At 67.7% G+C, this 17,316-nt stretch carries 12 protein-coding genes; 1 reads left to right on the forward strand and 11 read right to left on the reverse strand.

Features of this window, described 5'->3' with window-relative positions; translation table 11 throughout:
* Positions 1–3: 3 nt before the first annotated feature.
* From Y958_RS26260 to Y958_RS26310, 11 genes are all read right to left on the reverse strand, one after another.
* Positions 4–1,881: a methanol/ethanol family PQQ-dependent dehydrogenase gene (locus Y958_RS26260; protein WP_088874820.1), complete on the reverse strand. Its 1,878-nt coding sequence runs from the start codon at positions 1,879–1,881 to the stop codon at positions 4–6.
* A gap of 475 nt (positions 1,882–2,356) precedes the next feature.
* Positions 2,357–2,710 carry a DUF3325 domain-containing protein gene (locus Y958_RS26265; RefSeq protein WP_088874821.1) on the reverse strand — a complete coding sequence of 118 codons (354 nt, stop codon included), beginning with the start codon at positions 2,708–2,710 and terminating at the stop codon, positions 2,357–2,359.
* The gene (locus tag Y958_RS26270) at positions 2,703–4,301 is read right to left on the reverse strand and encodes a PepSY-associated TM helix domain-containing protein (protein ID WP_088874822.1); all 1,599 of its coding nucleotides are present in this window, start codon (positions 4,299–4,301) and stop codon (positions 2,703–2,705) included. Before Y958_RS26270 ends, Y958_RS26265 begins: the two co-directional genes overlap by 8 nt.
* Positions 4,298–4,561, reverse strand: coding sequence for an iron uptake protein (locus Y958_RS26275; RefSeq protein WP_088874823.1), 264 nt, complete (start codon positions 4,559–4,561; stop codon positions 4,298–4,300). Before Y958_RS26275 ends, Y958_RS26270 begins: the two co-directional genes overlap by 4 nt.
* Positions 4,562–4,662: 101 nt before the next feature.
* Positions 4,663–6,849 carry a TonB-dependent siderophore receptor gene (locus tag Y958_RS26280; protein WP_088874824.1) on the reverse strand — a complete coding sequence of 729 codons (2,187 nt, stop codon included), beginning with the start codon at positions 6,847–6,849 and terminating at the stop codon, positions 4,663–4,665.
* A gap of 19 nt (positions 6,850–6,868) precedes the next feature.
* The gene (locus Y958_RS26285) at positions 6,869–8,212 is read right to left on the reverse strand and encodes a lysine N(6)-hydroxylase/L-ornithine N(5)-oxygenase family protein (RefSeq protein ID WP_088874825.1); all 1,344 of its coding nucleotides are present in this window, start codon (positions 8,210–8,212) and stop codon (positions 6,869–6,871) included.
* Between the two features lie 3 nt (positions 8,213–8,215).
* Positions 8,216–9,280, reverse strand: coding sequence for a GNAT family N-acetyltransferase (locus Y958_RS26290; RefSeq protein WP_244909611.1), 1,065 nt, complete (start codon positions 9,278–9,280; stop codon positions 8,216–8,218).
* Complete coding sequence (locus Y958_RS26295; RefSeq protein WP_088874826.1) at positions 9,277–11,010, reverse strand: cyclic peptide export ABC transporter; 1,734 nt, start codon at positions 11,008–11,010, stop codon at positions 9,277–9,279. The genes Y958_RS26290 and Y958_RS26295 overlap by 4 nt, the downstream gene beginning before the upstream one ends.
* A complete protein-coding gene (locus tag Y958_RS26300) occupies positions 11,007–14,147 on the reverse strand; it encodes a non-ribosomal peptide synthetase (RefSeq protein WP_088874827.1) in 3,141 nt (1,046 codons plus the stop codon). The genes Y958_RS26295 and Y958_RS26300 overlap by 4 nt, the downstream gene beginning before the upstream one ends.
* Before the next feature lie 49 nt (positions 14,148–14,196).
* A complete protein-coding gene (locus tag Y958_RS26305) occupies positions 14,197–15,624 on the reverse strand; it encodes a diaminobutyrate--2-oxoglutarate transaminase (protein ID WP_088874828.1) in 1,428 nt (475 codons plus the stop codon).
* Positions 15,625–15,686: 62 nt separating this feature from the next.
* On the reverse strand, positions 15,687–15,905 hold the full coding sequence (locus tag Y958_RS26310) for an MbtH family protein (protein ID WP_088874829.1): 219 nt from the start codon (positions 15,903–15,905) through the stop codon (positions 15,687–15,689).
* Between the two features lie 403 nt (positions 15,906–16,308).
* Between Y958_RS26310 and Y958_RS26315 the strand changes: the two genes are divergently transcribed.
* A complete protein-coding gene (locus tag Y958_RS26315; RefSeq protein WP_244909612.1) occupies positions 16,309–17,295 on the forward strand; it encodes a TauD/TfdA family dioxygenase in 987 nt (328 codons plus the stop codon).
* Positions 17,296–17,316 lie beyond the last annotated feature (21 nt).

The raw sequence follows: 17,316 nt of genomic DNA on the forward strand, positions 1-17,316 counted from the left end.
GGACTACTTCCCGCCCTGGTATTCACCCACGTTCACGTCGTCGTAGGGGCTCTTGCCGTTCAGCGAGAAGACCATGACGCCACCACCCATCTGGGTGTAGTTGGCCAGCTTCTTGAAGGCGCCGACGGCGCCCAGGCCGGCGGTCGGGTCCTGCAGATCGAACACCAGGCCCACACCCGGCCAGCCGCCCACGCCGTAGTAGATGGCGATGTATTGCGTGCCGCCGTGGGTATAGGTGATGGGATAGCCGATGGCGCCGGACGGCAGCTTGAACTTCCACAGCAATTCGCCCGTGTCGCTGTTGCGCGCTTTGATGAAGCCGTCCAGCGTTCCGTAGAAGACCAGGTTGCCGGCGGTGGCCATGGTACCGCCCCAGACGGCGAACCGTTCCATCTTCTCCCATTTGAACTGACCGGAGATGGCGTTGTAGGCCTTGATCTGGCCCAGGCCTTCATAGTTCTGCCGATCGCCCTTGGGGCCCGGATACATGTTCAGGGTGGCGCCCACGAAGAACTGCCCGGCGCGATAGGGCAGCATGAAGGGCTCCCAGTCCATGCAGATGTGGTTGATCCCCATGAAGAACAGCTGCTTGTTGGGGTCGTAGCTGTCGTGGCCCTGGTTGTGATAGCCCATGGCCGACGGGCAGATATCCTTGCCCTGGTGGTCCATGCGCGTGCCGTATTCGGGGTCGCGCACCGGCACGCCGGACTTCAGGTCCACCGTTTTGAAGACGTTGACCGTGTCGTCGATCTTGTTGGCGGAGACCAGGTCGCCGTTGGTGCGGTCCAGGGTGTAGACGATGCCGTTGCGGTCGGGATGCGTCAGCAGGCTGCGCACCTTGCCGTCCTTGTCCTTCTGCTCCGACAGCATCATGACGTTGACACCGGCGTAGTCCCATTCGTCATGCGGCGTCTTCTGGTAGCCGAACTTGGCCTGGCCGGTGTCAACGTCGCGACCGAAGATGGTCATCGTCCATTTGTTGTCGCCGGGGCGCATGGTCTCATTCCACGGGGCCGGGTTGCCGGTACCGAAGTATATGAGGTTGGTCTTGGGGTCGAAGGCGTACCAGCCCCAGTTGGTGCCACCGCCGATCTTCCAGGCGTCGCCCTCCCAGGTGGACAGGCCCAAGCCCTTCTGGCCGTAGTGCGGGTTCTTGATGTTGAAGTCGGACGCCAGCAGCATGTCCTTGTCGGAGCCGGTGGCGTAGGCGCGCCACACCTGCTCGCCCGTGTGGACGTCGTAGGCGGTGACATAGCCGCGCACACCCAGCTCGGCGCCCGACGATCCGACGATGACCTTGTCCTTCACCACATAGGGCGCGATGGTCAGGGTGGAGCCGACCTTGATGTCGGAATTCTCCATCTTCCACACCGTCTCGCCCGTCTTGGCGTTCAGCGCCACAATGTGGCCGTCCAGCAGGGTCTTCAGGATCAGGGGTGGTGTCTTGCTGTCACCCGGCCAGTAGGCCAGGCCGCGGTTGACGATGTCGCAGCAGGCGACGGAGCGGGCCGCCGGGTTCTGCTTGGGCTTGTCCTGCCACAGGATTTTGCCGGGATCGTCCAGGCCCAACGCGAAGGTCACGTTGGGGAAGGAGGTGTGGACGTACATCACCCCGTCGACGACCAGGGGCGCGCCCTCATGGCCGTTCAGTAGGCCGGTGGAAAACGTCCAAGCCGCCTTCAGGTTCTTGACGTTGTCAGTGTTGATCTGGTTGAGCTTGCTGTAGTTGTCGGAGTGATAGTCCTTGCCCGGCATCACCCAGTTGGAGTCATCATTGGACATCTTGTCCAACGTGTCGTTGGCCTTGGCCACCCCCACACACGCCAGCATCATTACCGAGAGAATGGCAGTCAGCGACGTGGTAGCGCGAAGCTTCTTCATGTTTCGTGACCTCCCTGCTGTTCAGCAAGCCAGCCTTGTTATCGCGGCTGGTGACGAGGCCATTAAGAACCGTAAGGATTTTGTTGGTCTATAGTACTTTGTATGGTGTCATTTACTTTAAATATGGGAATTTTTACTTAACAATAAGCCCATTCTCACCCTCAAATATGAACTTCTCTATAGGGCATTCCACTAGAACATTGCGCAAAGCCGACGGGAAGATTCGGCAAAAATTCTTACCAAGTTTGGTAAAGCCGTACTTGGCACATGTCCTCGTCAGGTTGGGGCCACATCCACCCGATTGGTGAGCAGGTGATAGATAATGCTGCTATTCAATAATCGGCCGTCCCACAATCGGCCGTCCCACGACCGCTCCTAGCCGGTGGCGAAGGTGGAACGACTGCTGTGCATCCCGATGCGGGGCTGGTGCGAGGCTGATGGGCGCAGGGTCTCCCAATGCTAGCTGGTTCAGCCTTTATTCGTCACACCCGGAAGCCATTCCTTTCGGCGCCTCCGCCGCCCGCCGGACAGGTCGGCGCGGCTTCCGCATGGACAAGATCGCAAGCGTAAGGGCGACGGTGGAGGCGCCGACGGTTAGAGCCGTGATTCCGAGCAAGGTACCAATGCCTGCCCCTTCTTCCCGTACCGCCAGGATGAACACACCGCCCCAGCAAGCAACGCCAATCAAACGTAGGGTCTTGGTCCAGCGGGGGCTGGCAGCCCAACGCGGTCCGACAAGATCGCGCCAATGGCGGTCCAGGCCCAATGCCGCCGAGGCCATGCCCAGGGTGGCCAAGGCGAAAACGCCGACCTCCAGCGCGTCAGCCATTTTCCACCCCCGTCGAGACGACCGCCAGGCGATCGGGGCCCCATGCCTTGCCTTGGCGCGTCCGTACTCGCCGTGCCAGCCGCCATGCGGCTAAGAAGGCCGTCAGGGCCGTCGCCGCCAAGCCGGCATCCACGCCCAGCACGGCGCCATGGCCGGCCGCCCAGGCATGGAAGGGGTGATCACCGGTGGTGATCCAGTTGGCGACCATGGCCGTCAGCGCCAGGCCGCCCACCAGGATCGCCTGGGTTCGCCAGGGTGGTGCCAGCTGCCAACGCAGGTGCAGGCCGGCGTGCAGGGCCGTACCGATCCAGCTCAGAAAGAACACCGCCACCTCCGCCAGCTCACGGCTGGGCAGTGCCGCCGGCAGCAGGCGGTTGGCCACCAGCATGGCCAGGGTGGCGATGACAACCCCGGTGGTGGTGGCGCAGGCCGTGGCCGCGACCACCCGCCACCCTCGGCCCCCATGCCGGGCCCGCCGCTTCTCCAGCCAATACAGCAGGCCGGTGGCGATCAGCACGCTGCCCCCCAGCCCTTGCAGAAAGTAAAGCCAACGCAGGGTCCAATGGTCGAACCGGACCTCATGCAGCCCGGCGATGACGCGCTGCGCCCCCACCACTGGCCCTGGCAGCCCCCGGGCCAGCAGGACGCCGGTGATCCCATCGAAGTAGAGCGGGTCGTTGTGCAGGGTCACCCGGTCGTCGTTGACGCGGGTGATGCGGACATAGGCGCCGGCATCGCCGGGATGGACGACGCCGACCTGCGCCACCGCTACGTCTTTGCCGATCTCCGCCGACCACAGCCGACGGGCCTGCTCCACCAGCGGATCCAGCGGCAACAGCGGGGCCGCGACACCCACGGCCGGCCGGTCGTAGTTGCCGATCGCGTCGGCGTAGAAACGGTTCATGTCGCCGCCGTACAGCAGCGTGGTGCCGGCGGGAAAGACCACGGGGAGGATAATGGCGATGCCGCTGAAGGTGATCATCAGGTGGAAGGGCAAGGCCAGCACGCCCATGAGGTTGTGCAGGTCCAGCAGCAACCGTTGCGGATGGGCCCGGGGGCGGAAGGTGAAGAAGTCCTGGAAAAGGCGGGCATGAATGATCACGCCGGACACCAGCCCCGCCATCATCGCCACCGCCGCCAGAGCCACGATCCAATAGCCGACGAAACCAGGCCGCAGCAGCAGGCAATAGTGCAGCGGATAGAAGAAGGAGGACGCGCCCAGCGTGCCGGGCGGTGGCAGGCGCCGGCCCGTTGTGGTCGCCATCATGCCGGCGCCGCCGGCGCTGGTGCGGACGCGCAATTGCAGGACGGGGGTGCGGGCGTCCGGCATTTCCACCAGCCAGTCGCGCACCGTGGCGCCCCCGGTCGCGCGCTGAGCGGTCAGTTGTTCCAGCAGCGGCCGGGCGACGGCGTCCAGCGATACCGGCGTCTGCGGCACGGCCACGCGGGTGGCCGGCATCATCCACCGGTCGATCTCCGGCATGAAGACGGTCAGCGATCCCATGAAGAAGATGACGATCAGCAGCCCGCCCAGGGTCACGCCCATCCAGGTGTGAGGCCACAGCAGGGCCGCGCGCAAAGCCTTGCTCAAGCTCCACTCCCCGGGACCAGGCCCCGTATCAGGTAGGCCAGCGCGATCTGGACCACGGTCCCCACCGCCAACACGGCCCAGACCCGGCCGACACGGCCCGCCGCCAACGCCCACAGGGCGATGACGGGCATGACCAATAGCGCCAGCAGGCCGAACAGGGCGGAGGATTCCGCCGGGGCCATGCCCAGCCGCGCGCCAACCACAGCCCCTAGGGCGCCGAAGCCCCAGGCCATGGCATAGGTGCCGACGATAGCGGCCAACACCCGGCCCAGGATGCGCCACCGCCCCTGCGGCGGAGCACCGGCCCCCCGTTTGGGGGGCCGGGTCCGCGGTGAAGGCGCAGGTGGGGACACTGGCGCCGTCACAGCTTGGCCTGCAGGGTCACCAGCACGGACCGGGGTTCACCATAGATGTTGCCGGACTGCGGGGTGCTCACACGCTGATAGTAGGTGCGGTCGAACAGGTTCTTCAGGTTGGCGGCGACACTGATCTTTTCCGTCACGTCAAAGCCGACGCGGGCGTCGAACACGGCGTAGCCGCCCTGGGTCAGCACGGCGTTGCCCAGGGTGGGGAAGGTGTTGGACATGGACGACTGCACCGTGGCGCCGCCGCCGATGGTCCAGCGCTTGTCCAGGCTTTCCGGCAGCCGGTAATTGGTCCACAGCTTGAAGGAATGCTTGGGCGCGATGGCACTGAAGGCGCTGCTGTCCGAGACGCTGTTGTCCAGGTTCTCCGCGAAGGTATAGGCATAGCCGGCGGTGACGGTCCAGCCGGGCAGCACCTCGCCCGTCAGGTCCAGCTCCACCCCCTCGCTCTGCGCCTTGCCCTGGGCCAGATAGATGGACTGGTTGGGATAGCGCGTGTCGGCCTGGGCCCGGTTTTCCTCATCGACATGGAACAGGGCCAGACTGCTGTGCAGGCGACCGTCGAGGAAATCCACCTTGGTGCCGACCTCGTACTGCATGCCCTGGAGGGGTTTCAGCACCTTGCCGCTGGCGTCCGTGTAGGACTGCGGCTGGAAGACCTGGGTGACGCTGGTGTATAGCGCCACGGCCGGGTTCACCTCATAGACCAGGCCGGCGTTGGGCGTGACCTTGCCATCGATGGAGGCGGTGCTGCGCGGGGTCTTGGCCGGAATGACGGTGGTGACCGCCGTGTCCCACCAGGTGGCGCGCACGCCGGCGATCAGGCGCAAGGGATCCAGCAGGCGCAGCCGCACCGCGCCATAGGTGCTGTAGGTCTGGGTCAGGGTGGTGTTGTCCCGCTGCCAGGGGGCCCACACCGGCTCCGCCGCCGTCGCCACGGGAGCGTAGACGTTGACGGTGGACGCCCAGGTGCTGCCGTTGGCGTTGTAGCCGTTGGCCGATCGGGCACGGAACTCCGTCCGTTCATAGCTGGCGCCGATCACCGCCTCATGCACTTGGCCGAACAGGGTAAAGGGGCCGGAGGCGGACAGGTCGGTGCCGGCCTGCGACTGGTCATAGCGCACCTTCTGGGCGTACAGGGTGGTGGTGTTCTGGCCCACGACCACCGGGGTGTAGGCGTAGGCCATGACCCGGTCCATCACGTTGTCCAGGTACTGCGTGCCAAGGTTGACGTGCCAGCCATCGCCGAAGCGATGTTCCACATTGGCGAAGGCGCCGGTGGTGGTGAACTCGTCTTCGTTCCACTTCTCCCCCAGCGAGGTGGAGCGCGGCACATCCAGCAGGCTCAGCACATATTTGCCGCCCACCACATTGACCCGGCCTGGCAGGTTCCAGCCGCCCTTGTAGTCGTTCTCCTGCCGGTAGACGCCGACAGTGGCCGTGGTGTCGGGCGTCAGGTCGGCGCCCACGGTGCCATAGCCTAGCAGGCGCTTCTGGTGCGTCCAGTCCTGGAAGGTGTCCCGCTCCTGGAAGGTTCCGACCAGGCGGCCGCGCACGGTGCCGGACGAATTCAGCGGGCTGGTGAAGTCCCCCTCAAGCCGATAGTTATCCCACGAGCCGACGGTCAGGTTGGCATAGCCTGCCGTGGTGCTGAGCGGCACCTTCCGCACCAGGTTAATGGCGCCGCCTGGGCCGCCGAAGCCGGCCAGCAAGCCCGCCGGGCCCTTCAGCACCTCCACCTTATCGAATACCACCAAGTCGGGCGGCGAGAAGATGCGGTCATCCATGGTGGTGGGAATGCCGTCGAACTGCAGATTGGTGATCTCGAACCCGCGCGAATAGAAATTCACGCGGTTGCCGTCGATGGGCTCCACGATCACGCCCGGGGTCTGGCGCAGCGCATCATCCAGGGTGACCAGCTTCTGCTCCTGCAACTGCTCCGCCCCCAGGACGGACAGCGACTGCGGCAGTTCATGCGGCGTCATGGGCAGCTTGGCCGTGACGGTCCTGTCCTTCTCCCGGTCCGCTGTCACGATCACCGTGGTGGCGGTGTCGCTCTCGGCGACGGCGCCGTCCGGCGCCGCGTCGCCGGGTGCCGCCCATCCCGCCGCGGGCAGCAGGGCGATCATCGCCACGGTCCCCATGAGTCCCCACAGACGCGCCGGATTCCCGACCTTGTTCATTTCCTGATGTCTCCAGTTTTCAGAAGGCGTGCGCCGCGGTTCGGCGCTCCGGCGCCCCCGCGCCGGAATAGGGGGCGGCCAAGGCCGCCGTGATCTCCCGCGCCCGGATGGGCAGGACGGAAAGCAGGGTGTCGCTGAGGCCGTGCGTCGGTTCGCAGCAACCCTGAAGGAAGACGCCGGCCGTGCAGGCGTCGGTGGTGGCCAGGCGGTAGTCGCGCCGCACCCCCTCCCCCGTCTGCCAGGCCCCCGCCAGCCAGGGCGTCAGCGGTTCCAGCAGGCGATGGTGCTGCTGGCGGTGATATCCGGTGGCCAGGACCACGCCGCCATAGCGGCGGATACGCCGCTCGCCATCATCCAGGGACAGAAGGTCCAGCTGCACGCCATCCGCCCCGCTGATCAGGCGTACTTCGCGCACCTCATGCCCTGGCAGCAGGCGGTGCCGGTCCACCCGCTCCACCTTCTGCTGGTAGAACAGGTCGTAGACCGTCTCGATCAGCTCGGGGTCGACGACGGCATAGTTGGTGTTCTGGAATTCCCGCAGGATGTGGTCCCGTTCCCCTGCCGGCCGGTGGTAGTGGTAGTCGGTATAGGCGGGGTCGAAGATCTGGTTCACGAAGGGGCTGCTGTCCGCCGGTCGCATGGCGGGCGACCGGGCGATGAGGTCCACCGCCACGCCCCGGGCGTGCAGGTCCAGGAAGATCTCCGCGGCGCTCTGGCCGAAGCCGATGACCGCCACGCGGCCCGCGCGCGCCAGGGTTTCCGTCGCCGCCAGATAGGTGCTGGAATGGATGACGCGAGCATCCGTCAAGGCGCCGGTGAAGGCGTCGGGGATGCGCGGTGTCGCGCCCACGCCGATGACGACGTTGCGCGCCAGCCAGGCCCGTTCCCGCCCCGCCCGGTTGCGAGCGCGCACCCGCAGACGATGGACCCGGCCGTCCTGCACGTCGGGTTCCAGCGCCACCACCTCCTCGCCATAGTCGCAGCGGTCGCTGAAATGGCCGGCCACCCAGGCCAGGTAGTCGTTGAACTCCCGCCGGGTGGGATAGAAGGTCCGCAGGTTGATGAAGTCGTGCAGCCGGCCGTGGACGTGCAGGTAATTGAGGAAGCTGTAGGGACTGGTGGGGTCCCGCATGGAGACCAGGTCCTTCAAGAACGAGATCTGCATGCGGCTGCCGTCCAGCAGCATGTTGCCGTGCCAGACGAAACCGTCCTGGCGTTCCAAGAAGCGGCAGGCGAGATCCGGCCCGCCTTCGCGCCCCGCCTCACGCAACGCGATGGCCAGCGCCAGGTTGGAGGGGCCGAAGCCGATGCCCAGCACGTCCAGCGGGCGGGACGCCTCGTTCAGGCTGACGGTGGCGCCCATGGCTCAGGCCCCCGCCTTGGGGGCCGGGTCCGCGCGGGGCAGCCACAACCGGTCATCGAAGAAGCGCTCGCGCAGCAGCATCACCAGCAGGGCGCGCTTGTGGGGAAAGTTGAATTCCTTGACCTTGGCGAAGCCGGAACGGTCCAGGTTCCGGATCTGCTGATGATGGTCGGCCCGGGGTTCACCCACGATGCGCTGGGTGCGCACGTCGTCCAGGAACATGAAGTGAACCAAGGACGGCAGCCAGGCGCTGACATAGGCTTTGCCCCGGATATTTTCGTCGCCGATCAGGACGTGCCAACCTCGGTCGTAGTCCTGGGCGTCGTAGAAGGCACCGATGCGGTTTTCCTTGGCCCAGTACACCTCGAAATAGCCGAAGGCCTCGCCGTCCAAGCTGGCGATCAGCGGCAGGGTGTGCGGGTCTTCCAGCTGGTTTTCCAGATAAGCCCGGTGCTGGGCGACATCGCCTTCCTCCTGCCAGAAGGCGGCCACGCGCGGGTCGTTCATCCAGGTGTGGAACCGGGTAAGATCGCGGTCCATGTCGACCAGGCGGAAGGACAGGGCGCGGTCCAGCCAGGGGATGCGGCGTTCGTAGAGGACGCCCGGCGCCTTGGCCGGCCGGCACGGGTGGTAGCGCCCGTGGCTGAGCGTGTGGATCTGGGGATGCCGGCTGCCGCCGGGCCCGCGCAGCCACAGGTCCGGCTTCTGGTACAGGGCGGCGGCCAGCACCCGGACCACGCCGCCTGCCGCCACGGCCAGGACGCCCTCCGCCTCCAATGCAGCGCGCAGGTCAGCCGGCAGCGATACGCGCAGGACCGCCGGATCGCCGGTCCGGGTCAGGGCGCCGTCCAGGGCGGCCAGCGCCGGCACGGTGCGGGAACCGGTCCCGCCCACATCGTGCATGAAGACCAGGACGGGTTCGCCGTCCGTCCGTTCCAGCACCCAGCGCTGGTGGACGGTGCCACCCACCTTCACGACCAGGGTGTCGCCTTCCCACAGGCAGCGCGGCGCGGCGCCGGACAGATAGGGAATGGTCTCGGCGGAACGGTTCTGGGTATCGCCTGTCATTGCTGTCGCCCTCCCGGCGGCGCCGACGCGCGCGGCGCCCCGTCGTTGAAGGTGGGGCCCAAGGAATGGGCGGGGCCGGCGTCGGCCGGCGGGACCTGCCAGGGGGTCAGCACGCCGGCATCGCAGCGCAGCACCCTGTCGGCCAGGTGAAAGAAGCGATCGTCATGGCTGACGGCGATGATGGTGCGGCCGCCCCGCTTCAGCTCGGGCAGCAGCTCCTCATAGAAATAGCGGCGAAAGGCCGGGTCCTGATCGGCAGCCCACTCGTCCAGCAGCAGGATGGGCCGCCGCTCCACCACGGCTGACAGCAGCGCCAGGCGCTTGCGCTGCCCTTGGGAGAAGCGGGTGTCGGAAAAACGGTCCTCGGCGATGGTGACCTTATGGTCCATGCGCAGACGACGCAGGAAATCCTGGGCCAGATCCTGGTCCAGCCGGCCGTCCGGCCCCACCAGGTGCTCGAAGACATAGGCCGGAGATAGCACGGCGCTGATTTGTTCACGGTGCCAGCCGCGCAAGTCGTCCGTCACCTCCACCCCGCCCAGGCGCAGATGGCCACCGACCGGACGGCGCAGGCCCGCCAGCAAGGCCAGCAGTGTGGACTTGCCGCCGCCGTTGCCCCCGACGATGAACAGCGTCTCCCCCACCGGCACGGACAGGTCAACGGGGCCCAGGTGGAAACCCGCTTCACCATCCTGGCCCGGGTGGTCGTAGGTGACGCCCGACAGGTCGAACAGGGGCGGCGGCACGGCGGTGGCGCCGGCAGGGGCGGCCGTCACCAGGATGAGGCCGCCAGGCACGTCGAAACCGGCGCGGTAAGGCGCCAGGTTCAGGCTTTCCACCTTGGCCAGCGCCACACCACCCGCCATCAGGATGGGCAGCGTGCCCACCAGGTCGTTCAGCGGCATGCGCAGGAACAGCAGCACCAGGACGAAGCCCGCCACCTGTTCCCGCGCCAGGCCCAGGTGGGTGCCCACGATGAACAGGCCTACGATCAGCCCCAGGATGACCAGCGACGTCCAGCTGAGGCTCAGCACCCAATAGCGGTCGGCGTGGGTTTCGGTGGCACGGGCATGCTCGGCCGCCGCCTCCACGTCCAGGCGGTGGAAGACGGCGCGCCGGGCGGCGTTCAACGCCAACTCGGCCCGCCCCTCGATGGCGCCCCGATAGCCGGCGAACAGCCGGTCGTCCGTGGCGCGCACCTCCATCATCAGGCGACGCATGGCGAAGACCCAGCCCTGGGCGCAGGCCACCGCCAAACCCAGGACCACGGCGCTCATCAGGAACAGCTGCCACGACAGCCAAGCCAGGTAAGCGAAGCCGCCGCCCAGCAGGATGCCGTTGTAGAAGATGAAAGGCAGGCGGTTGAAGGCCTGGCCCACCGCCGTGATGTCCTTGGTCAGGGTGGCGTAGAGCGCCGGCGCGCCGATGCCCTCCAGCCGGTCGATGTCGGTGTCCAGCAGGCGCTTCACCGTGGTGGTGCGCATGTCGCGCACCACGCGGTGGCCCAGCGCCGTGAGCACGGACTGGGAGGCGAAGCCGCAGCCGAACACCAGGACCAAGGCCAGGCCCAGGCCGGCGAAGGTGGCGGCGTTGGCAGCCAATGTGCCGGCGATCAGGCGGTTGACCAGGGCAATGACCGCCAGGCCGGCCACGGCGCCGACGGCGCCCAGGCACAGGGCCAGCGGCAGGCGCGCGCCGAAACGCCGCATCAGGGTGGACAGCAATTTCATAGCGTATCCAGAAGGTTGGCCATGAAGGCGATGTCTTCGGCCTCATCCACCGCTCCCAGGGCATCGATGCGGGCTGTCATGGCGCTCAGGGTCGGAACCTGGAACAAGTCGGCCAGGGGAATTTCGCGCCCGAAGGCGGCGCGGATGCGGGTCTGCAGCCGCACCAGACGCAGCGAATGGCCACCCAGCAGGAAGAAGTCGGCATCCAGGCGCGTGACCGGCCGGTCCAATACCTCCGCCCACAGGGCCGCCAAGGCGGCGGCCGTGCCCCTCAGGGGAGCCGTGTCGGCGGCGGTGGACGGAGGGATGGCATCCGGCGGCGGCAAGGCGCGCCGGTCCAGCTTGCCGCTGGCGCTGAGCGGCAAGCGGTCCAACCGGACATAGGCGGTGGGCACCATGTAGGCCGGCAGGCGGGCGGCCAGGAAGGGGCGCAGGTCGGGCAGTTCCCCATCGGCCACCAGATAGGCACATAGGATAGCCTCCCCATCCGCCGGCACGTGGGCGGTGACGGCCGCCTGGCGCACGAAGGCATGGGCTTCCAGCGCGCCCTCAACCTCCGCCGCCTCGATACGGAAACCGCGGACCTTCAGCTGATGGTCGGCGCGGCCCAGGAATTCGATGGCGCCGTCAGGCCGGCGGCGGGCGCGGTCGCCGGTGCGGTAGATACGGCTGCCGGCGCCCCCGCCGGGAAAGCCCGCGTCGGGGAAGGGATTGGGAGCGAAAGCCGCCGCCGTCACCGCTGGCTGGCCGGCATAGCCGCGCGCCAAACCGATGCCGCCGATCCACAGGTCACCCACAGCACCGGGGGGCATGGGCTCCAGCCTGTCGTCCAGGATGAACAGGCGGTTGTTGGCGATGGCGCCGCCGATGGCCACGGCCGGGGCATCGCCATCGGCCGGCGTCACCGCATGGGCGGCGGACCAGACGGTGGTCTCGGTGGGACCGTAGACGTTCCACAGGCGCACGCCCCGGTCCAGCAGGCGGCGGGCCAGGTCGCCGCGCAACGCCTCCCCCCCGCACAGGGCGCGCAAGCCCGGCCAACGGCTGTCCGTGGCATCCAGCATCATGCGCCAGGTGGCGGGCGTCGCCTGCATGCATGTGACACCCTGGTCCCGGATCAGGCCGTCCAGCGCGGCCGGATCCAGCGCCTGCGCCCGGCTGGCCAGCACGATGGTGCCGCCGGCGGTCAGGGGCAGGAACAGCTCCAGTCCGGCGATGTCGAAGCCCACGGTGGTCACGGCCAACAGCCTGTCGTCCGGCCCCGCCGCGACGGGTAACGCCATGGCGCGCAGCAGGCTGGAAATGGCCTGCCGGTCGATCTCCACCCCCTTGGGCACACCGGTGGAGCCGGAGGTGTAGAGGCGATAGGCCAGTTGCCGGGGATGGACGGACAAACCCAGGTCGCTGTCGTCACCGTCCTGATCCGGCACGTCGTCCAGCACCAAGCGGGGACCGGCATGGGCCAGGATGGCGTCAGTGCGGGCGGCGGGCTGGTCTGGGTCCAGCGGCAAATAGGCGCCGCCGGCCTTCAGCACGGCCAGCAGCGCCACCACCAGGGCCGGCCCCCGAGGTAGGCGCACGCCCACCACAATGTCCGGCCCCACGCCCTGCGCCAGCAGGCGGCGGGCCAGGCGGTTGGCGCGCGCGTTGAGATCGCCGTAGCTAAGGGGGGCGTCCTCGAACACCAGCGCGGTGCGGCCGGGCGCACGGCGGGCTTGCGCCTCGAACCGAACCACCAAATCGTCCGTCGGATGGACATCCAGCGCGGTGTCGTTGCCTGTAGTCAGCTCGTGCGCGCGGCCGGCCAAGTCCAGCAGGGGCAGCGCGTCCAGGGGAGCATCGGGGTTGGCGAGCAGCCCAGCCAGAAGCGTGCCGAAGGCGCTGGCCAGGGCGGCGATGGTGACCGGATCGAACAAGTCGGTGGCGTAGTCGATGGCGCAATGGATGGCGTCGGCGGTCACCGCGACCTCCAGCGCCAGGTCGACCTTGGCCGTCGTCTCCGCCACCGGCACGGCCTCGATGGCCAAACCGGCGAGCCGCACGACCGCAGGCGCGCCCATCTGCACGTTCACCATGGTCTGGAATACGGGCGCACGGCTTGGATCACGCGGTGGCGCCAGCCGGGCCAGCACCTGGTCGAAGGGGGCCGCACCATTGCCGATCAGGGTGCGGGCGGCGTCGCGCAGGCGGCGGCATAGGGTGCGGCCGGTCAGGCCGGCCCCGATGTCGGCAGGGAAGACGGCGGTGTCGACGAAGAAGCCGATCAGTTCCTCCATCTCCTCCTCCTCACGTCCGTCGAAGGGCACCCCCACGGCGAAGTGCCGTTGCCCGCCCCAGCGGGACAGCACCGCCTGCCAGGCGGCCAGCACCAGGGTGAAGGGCGTGCAGCCCTCCGCCCCACCCACGGCCTTGATCACCGGCAGCAGGTGAACGGGCAGGTCGAAGGTGTGGCGGGCACCCCGGCCGGACCAGGCCGCCGGGCGCGGCCGGTCCGTGGGCAGGTCAAGGGCCGGGGGCAGGCCGCCCAACAATGCCACGGCCCCATCCACCGCCCGCGCTATCCGTACCTGCGCCGCCGGTCCGCGCTGCGCGGTGGCATAGTCGGCGTATTGCAGATCCAACGCTGGCAGCAGGCGAGCGGCATCCTTGTCCTCATCCGCCATCGCCCCCTGATAGGCGGTCATCAGGTCACGGGCCAGGATGGGGTTGGACGCGGCGTCGGAAACGATGTGGTGCAGGGCCAGGATCAGGGTGTGATCATCGGGCCCAGCCCGCACCAGGATGGCGCGGATGGGCGGGGCGGCCGCCAAGTCGAAGGGTCGTGCCGCCGCCGCCATTGCCCGCGCCGCCGGGTCGCCGCCTTCCTCCACCACCAGCGGCAGGAGGGGGGCGCGCTGGATCAGTTGGACAGGCGCGCCCTCCCCCTCCGTGAAGCGGGTGCGCAGGATGGCATGGCGCCAGGCGACCGACTGCAAGGCCCGCCCCAACACCGCGACGTCCAGGGGGCCGCGGAGCCGGAAGGCGCGGGTCAGGTTATAAGCGGTGTCGGCGGGGTTGAAGCGCTGCAGCAGCCACAGGCGCTCTTGCGCATGCGACAGCGGTGCCGCCCGTTCCACCTCATTCACCAAGCCATCCATCGCACCCACCCCATTCGCTAATCAGACTTAATCGCGACTCGGGGCCGCATTATTCTGCCGCCAGGACAGTGCCCGGCCGCTCGGCCAGCGCCGCCTTCAGGCCTGCCTGGAAGCGGGCGGCAATCTCATCCACCTCATCGGCGGTGACGATCAGCGGCGGCAGGAAGCGCATGACGGCGCCGTGGCGGCCGCCGACCTCCAGGATCAGGCCCTGTTCCAGGCAGCGCCGCTGGATCGTCCTGGCCAAATCGCCGTCGGCCGGGCGGGCGCCCAGGCGCAATTGCGGCCGGCGTTCGTCCACGATCTCCACCCCGATCATCAGGCCCAGGCCGCGCACGTCGCCCAGGCAGGCATGGTCGATCTGTAGGGCTTTCAGATGCTGCGTCAGGCGGTGGCCCAGCAGGGCGGCCTGCTCGTCCAGGCGGTCGGCCCGGATGCGGCGCAGGGTTTCGACGCCGGCCGCCATGGCCAGTTGGTTGCCACGGAAGGTGCCGGCATGGGCGCCAGGGGCCCAGCGGTCCAGGTCCTGGTTGTAAACCACCACCGACAGGGGCAGTCCGCCGCCGATGGCCTTGGACAGCACCAGCACGTCGGGCTCGATGCCGGCATGTTCGAAGGCGTACAGGCGACCGGTGCGGCCCAGGCCAGTCTGCACCTCATCCACCACCAGGGCCACGCCATGCTCCCGCGTCAGGCGGCGCAGGCCCTGCAGCCAGCGCACCGGCGCCGGAATAACGCCGCCCTCGCCCTGCACCACCTCCACCACGACAGCGGCAGGCGGCAGCACGCCGGACTCCGGGTCGACCAGGATCTGCTCGATCAGCGACAGGCCGGCATCCACCCCCGCCTCCCCGCCCAGGCCGAAGGGACAGCGGTAGTCATAGGGGTAGGGCAGCATCTGCACATCGGCGCCCATGGTGCCCAGCGGCTCCTTGGGCGCGCGGTTGCCCATCAGCGCCAGGGCGCCCTGGGTCATGCCGTGATAGGCGCCGGAGAAGCCCAGGACCACGCGCCGGCCGGTGGCGGTGCGCGTCAGCTTCAGCGCCGCCTCGATGCCGTCGGCGCCGGTGGGGCCGCAGAACTGGATGCGCGCCTTGGCGGCGAAGTCCGCCGGCAGGCTGGCGAACAAATCCTCGACGAAGCGGTCCTTGACCGGCGTCGTCAGGTCGAGCGTGTGCAGGGGCAGGCCGGAATCCAGGGTGTCGCGCAGGGCCGCCACCACGTCGGGATGATTATGGCCCAGCGCCAGGGTACCGGCGCCCGCCAGGCAGTCGATGTACAGCTGCCCCGCCCCATCGCGGACATAGATGCCGCCCGCCTGCCTCAGCGCCAATGGAATGCGGCGGGGGTAGGAGCGGGCGTTGGATTCCCGCGCCGCCTGCCGGCGCAGCAAGGGATCGTCCTGTAAGCGGATGGGCGGCTGGCCGCAGAAACCCGCCAGGGTCAATGGCGCCACGCCCTGAAGGTCGCTGGGCATCGTGCATCTCCCATAGTTGTGCGAAAGCGCCGCCTAGCCGGTAAGGGCCCGGCGGTGCCGGATCAGGTCATCCGGCCGGCGGCTTCCAACGCGCGGCGCAGGCTCAACGGCCGCATGTCCGTCCACACCGTCTCGATGTGGGCCAGGCACTCATCCCGCGTGCCACTGACGCCAACGGCCTGCCAGCCGGCAGGCAGCGGCTTGTGGTCCGGCCAGATGGAATATTGCTCTTCCTCGTTGATCACGACGTGGAAGCGGGTGTCAGGGCTATCCCAGCTCATGTTTGATCCCCATCGTTGCCTAACAACTTCTTTAATATTGATATTAATTCTTATTTGCAAGTCGTTTCAGGCTGGGGTAGCGTTACCCACATTCGGGGACGATCAGTACGTCAACGATGGGAAAGGTCGATCACACCGGCCGGGCAGCATCGAACGCTGGGGAAAGACCACCGGTGATAGCAATGGCCACCGCTGGTTTTACGGAAATCCCCGCCTCGGTCAATAACTGAAAGTGATTCTCATTCCTAAGATATAAGCCTGAACATGTCCCTCCGGCGGGACTGACGGGTCGACTCGGGGCATCCGCGCCAATGCCAAGGAAGCAAGCAATCACACGGAATGGATTGAAATGGATACATTTCCTCCTCTCGCCACTCCGCCCGTCACAACAGGGGTGTCGTCCTTGCGGCTGACACCCCTGTTGGGGAACCCGGACGCGCCTTTACCCCTGTTGGTGACGCCAGCGGTACAGGGCACGGCGTGGCGTGATGTCTTCACCGACATCAAAAGGGTTGTGGCCCAGATCCTGCCCACGGTGGGGGGCCTGGTGTTCCGGGGACTGGACATCCAGGGTGACGCCCCGTTTCGCGCCTTCGTTGAAGCCTTCGGCCGGCCGCTGCTGGATTACGACTTCGGTTCCACCCCACGGTCGGTGGTGGAACGGGGGGTCTACACCTCCACCGAATACCCGGCGCACCAGTCCATCCCCCTGCATAACGAGCAGTCGTACACCCTGCAGTGGCCGGGCACGATTTGGTTCCACTGCGTGACGGCGTCGGAAACCGGCGGCGCCACCCCTATCGCCGACAGCCGTGCCATCTACCGCGCCCTTGATCCGGATGTCCGCCAGCGCTTCGCGCATCGGCGCCTGATGTATGTGCGCAACTACGGCAACGGCCTGGACCTGCCCTGGCAGCGCGCCTTCAACACCGACGATCCGGCGGCGGTGGAGCGGTTCTGCCGCGCCAACGCCATCGAGTGGGAATGGAAGGAGGATGGGGAACTGCGGACCCGCCAGAGCTGCCAGGCGGTGGCCCGCCACCCCGTGACTGGGGAGATGGTGTGGTTCAACCAAGCCCACCTGTTCCACGTCTCCGGCCTGCCCCATGCCGTGCGCGACACCCTGCTGGCGGTAGTGGAGGATGAGATGGACCTGCCCCGCCACGTCTTCCATGCCGATGGCGGCCCCATCGCGGAGGCGGACCTGGCCCATATCCGGGGTGTGCTGGACGCCTGCACCGTGTCATTTCCCTGGCAGGCGGGCGACGTGATGATGCTGGACAACATGCTGGCGGCCCACGGCCGCGCGCCCTTCACCGGCGCCCGCAAGGTGGTAGTGGCCATGGCCGACCCCATCCGCGCCCCGGAATTGTCCGCCGCCGCGCGCTGACCCCGCCATTTCTATGGATAC

Origin of the sequence: Nitrospirillum viridazoti CBAmc (assembly GCF_000730165.1) — a bacterium.
Taxonomy (GTDB): domain Bacteria; phylum Pseudomonadota; class Alphaproteobacteria; order Azospirillales; family Azospirillaceae; genus Nitrospirillum; species Nitrospirillum viridazoti.

Excerpts from the sequence above, each read along its gene's own strand:
- Y958_RS26295 (WP_088874826.1), bottom strand. The coding sequence starts at position 11,010 with ATGAAATTGCTGTCCACCCTGATGCGGCGTTTCGGCGCGCGCCTGCCG.
- Y958_RS26310 (WP_088874829.1), bottom strand. The coding sequence starts at position 15,905 with ATGAGCTGGGATAGCCCTGACACCCGCTTCCACGTCGTGATCAACGAG.
- Y958_RS26280 (WP_088874824.1), bottom strand. The coding sequence starts at position 6,849 with ATGAACAAGGTCGGGAATCCGGCGCGTCTGTGGGGACTCATGGGGACC.
- Y958_RS26300 (WP_088874827.1), bottom strand. The coding sequence starts at position 14,147 with ATGGATGGCTTGGTGAATGAGGTGGAACGGGCGGCACCGCTGTCGCAT.
- Y958_RS26265 (WP_088874821.1), bottom strand. The coding sequence starts at position 2,710 with ATGGCTGACGCGCTGGAGGTCGGCGTTTTCGCCTTGGCCACCCTGGGC.
- Y958_RS26260 (WP_088874820.1), bottom strand. The coding sequence starts at position 1,881 with ATGAAGAAGCTTCGCGCTACCACGTCGCTGACTGCCATTCTCTCGGTA.
- Y958_RS26305 (WP_088874828.1), bottom strand. The coding sequence starts at position 15,624 with ATGCCCAGCGACCTTCAGGGCGTGGCGCCATTGACCCTGGCGGGTTTC.
- Y958_RS26285 (WP_088874825.1), bottom strand. The coding sequence starts at position 8,212 with ATGGGCGCCACCGTCAGCCTGAACGAGGCGTCCCGCCCGCTGGACGTG.
- Y958_RS26290 (WP_244909611.1), bottom strand. The coding sequence starts at position 9,280 with ATGACAGGCGATACCCAGAACCGTTCCGCCGAGACCATTCCCTATCTG.